Here is a 3,017-nt window from a genome sequence, read left to right as displayed (position 1 = left end):
TCGTTGACGCCGCTGCTGATCGCCAGGCTGATGCAGGAGGCCGGCGTTCCCGACGGCGTCGTCAACGTCGTCACCGGCACCGGGACAGAGGCCGGGGCGCGGCTCGCTGAACATCCCGACGTCAACAAGATCGTCTTCACCGGCTCGACGCTGACCGGCCAGGCCATCGCGCGGGCGGGCGTGACCAACCTCAAGCGCGTTTCCCTGGAGCTCGGCGGCAAATCGCCGATCATCGTCTGCCGCGATGCCGACATCGACAAGGCGGTTCCTGTCGCCGCGATGGCTGTGTTCGTGCATTCGGGCCAGATCTGCATCGCCGGTTCGCGGCTTTTCGTGGCCCGCGAAATCCATGACGAATTCGTGCGCCGGGTCGCCGAGTTTACCGGCAGGCTTCGCATCGGCCATGGCATCGAGGCGGAAACCGAAATCGGCCCGCTCGTCAATGCCAGGCAGGCCGGCAAGGTGGTGGGCTATATCAAGGCCGGCCGCGACGAAGGCGCGGAACTGATGGCGGGCGGCTCGCGACTGACCGGCGGGCCCTACGACGGCGGCAATTTCATCGCGCCGACTGTCTTCGGTGCGGTGTCGGACAAGATGACCATCGCGCGTGAAGAGATCTTTGGTCCGGTGATTTCGGCGATGCCGTTCGACACGCTCGACGAAGCCGTGGCGCGGGCCAATGCGACGCCCTATGGCCTGGCGGCCGGCATTTGCACCAGTCATCTTGGCACCGCCCACAAGCTCGCCCGCCGCATCAAGGCCGGCTCGGTATGGGTCAACATGTACCACGCCATCGACCCGGCGGTGCCGTTCGGCGGCATGAAGATGTCCGGCTACGGCCGCGAGGGCGGCATCGAACATCTGCATGAATATCTGGAGACCAAGTCGATCTGGATCCAGACCGACTGAGGGTGCGCTGATATTCAGGTGAGGCCGGGCTGCCAATGGCGGCATTCCCAGCGCACCATTCTCGGCGCTCGTGCAAGGTGCCTGTCCGAAGGCGCGACGCTCAGTTTGCAAGTTCGCGCAAATTGGTGCGGATGAGGTTCATCAGCTGTTCGGAGAAGGAGTGGTGCACATAGCCCCGCGCGGTGATGATGCCGACCGAGCGGTGGGCGTCGCGATGGTCGATCGGCACCACCCGCATACGCTCGTCATTGCGCGAAATGGCGATGCCGGGCACCACGCAGACGCCAAGTCCCGAACACACCAGTGCCACCGCCGTCTGTGCGCTTTCGACCTCGTATTGCGGCTTGAACTCGATGCCTTCCGCCGCCGTCAGCCGATCGACAAGGCCGCGCACGGCGGTCTTGCGGTTGAGCAGGATGAGCGGATAGCGCAGCAGGTCGGAGAGCAGCAGCTTCTTTTCGCCGCCGTATATTTCCGTGGGGATGCAGGCCATCAGCGGATCGTCGAGGATGGACTCGAACTGGAAGTCCGTCAGGTTTGGCAGTTCCGGGCCGATGTAGAACTCGACCTCCTGCTGTTGCAAAAGGCCAAGCGCGGCCTGCGGCGGACTCTCGATGACCTCGACGATGCTGCGTGGATAGCGCAACTTGAATGTCGCCAGGATATCGCCCAGCCGGCTTGCCGCGAGCGTCGGGGCGCAGGCGATCTGCACTTTGCCCTTGCGACGAGCGGCGACCTCCGTCAGGCGGTCGAGGCTGGTCTGCACCTGTGACATCACGTTGGCGATCTCCTCGAACAGGATCTGGCCTTCCGGCGTCAGGCTGGCACGCTGTGCGGTGCGGATGAACAGCGAGATGCCGATCTGCTCCTCAAGGTCGCGAATCTGCATCGAGACCGCCGATGGCGAACGGTTGCTCTCCTCGGCAGCACGTCGGAAGCTGCCGTTTTCGGCGGCAAGCAAGAACGTCTGCAGAAGTTTGAGGTTGACGCTGGGCATATCCGCTCGGGCAGGGTGATCTGACCCCTGACCTATTCAGACGCGGAACCGATTGCAAGGCAATAGGGCAGGCCAGACATTGGTCCTGGCTTGGCCGGCAAAAGTGTCTCTCTTGTCGAGCCGCTCAATGAACCGCGGCGAACATGACGCGTTCCTCGGTGGCCTCCGAAAGCATCATCTCCTCGACCACGCGGCCGCGCTTGACCACCAGAATGCGATCCGAAACGGCGAGAATTTCAGGCAGGTAGGACGAGATGACAACGACGGCCATGCCTTGCTCAGCGAGATCGCTGATGAGCTGGTGGATCTCGACGATGGCGCCGACGTCGACCCCGCGTGTCGGCTCGTCGAAGATCACCAGCCTCGGCTTCTGAATCAGCGATTTGGCGATCACGACCTTTTGCTGGTTACCGCCGGAGAGCTCGATCATCCGGGCTCGGTCGCTGGTCTGCCGCAGGCTCAGACGTTCGCCCCATTCGCGGGCAAGTTGCCTGGCTCGCGCCAGCGACACCATGGAGACGGGATTGGCGCCCTCGGTCAGTTCACCCATTTGCAGGTTCTCGCCCGCGGTCATGGTTTCGAAGAAACCGTCGACCTTGCGATCCTCGGTGACATAGACGATGCCGTCGCGCACCGCAGGCCTGGGCACCCGATAGCGCACCGACTTGCCGAGCAGGCGGATCTCGCCGCCGTGGAAGATGTTGCGCTTCAACAGTCCGGCGACGACCTTGGCCATTTCGGTGCGGCCGGCGCCGACAAGGCCGAACATGCCGGTGACCTGGCCTGAAAACACCGAGAAGGAAGAGTTGCGCACCAGGCCGGCGCAGGACAGATTCTCGACCGAAAGCACCTTGTCGCCATAGGGGCGCGCCGTGCGCTTGACCTCGCCATGCAGCGTTTCGGTGAGCGTGCGGCCGACCATGGCCTGCACGATCGAGGCGCGGGTGAAGCCCTTGGCCTCGCCGGACGCGACGATCTCGCCATCGCGCATGACCGTGATGCGGTTGGCGACGGCAAGCGCCTCTTCCAGCGCATGGGTGATGAAGATGACGGCGATGCCCTCCTTCACCAGCCGCTGCAAAAGTTTGAAGAAGTGGCTCTTCTCTTCAGG

General features: G+C 63.6%; 3 protein-coding genes. 1 reads left to right on the top strand and 2 read right to left on the bottom strand.

All coding sequences use genetic code 11. The annotated features are described in order from the left end of the window. Window positions 1-909 (top strand): aldehyde dehydrogenase family protein (locus tag EN994_RS24770; RefSeq protein ID WP_127307877.1); only part of this gene is annotated, 909 nt, incomplete at its 5' end. A 100-nt stretch (window positions 910-1,009) separates the two neighbouring features. On the opposite strand, the gene EN994_RS24765 is transcribed toward EN994_RS24770, so the two are convergent. After that, window positions 1,010-1,906: a LysR family transcriptional regulator gene (locus tag EN994_RS24765; protein ID WP_063167476.1), complete on the bottom strand. Its 897-nt coding sequence runs from the start codon at window positions 1,904-1,906 to the stop codon at window positions 1,010-1,012. 124 nt (window positions 1,907-2,030) lie between these two features. Beyond that, on the bottom strand, window positions 2,031-3,017 hold a 987-nt coding region (locus tag EN994_RS24760), incomplete at its 5' end, for an ATP-binding cassette domain-containing protein (RefSeq protein WP_164746148.1).

The sequence above is a fragment of the Mesorhizobium sp. M7A.F.Ca.CA.002.09.1.1 genome (assembly GCF_003998555.1).
Lineage (GTDB): Bacteria > Pseudomonadota > Alphaproteobacteria > Rhizobiales > Rhizobiaceae > Mesorhizobium > Mesorhizobium ciceri.
The sequence above is the reverse complement of the archived record's forward strand: the minus strand, read 5'-3'. Positions and strand labels throughout refer to the sequence as shown.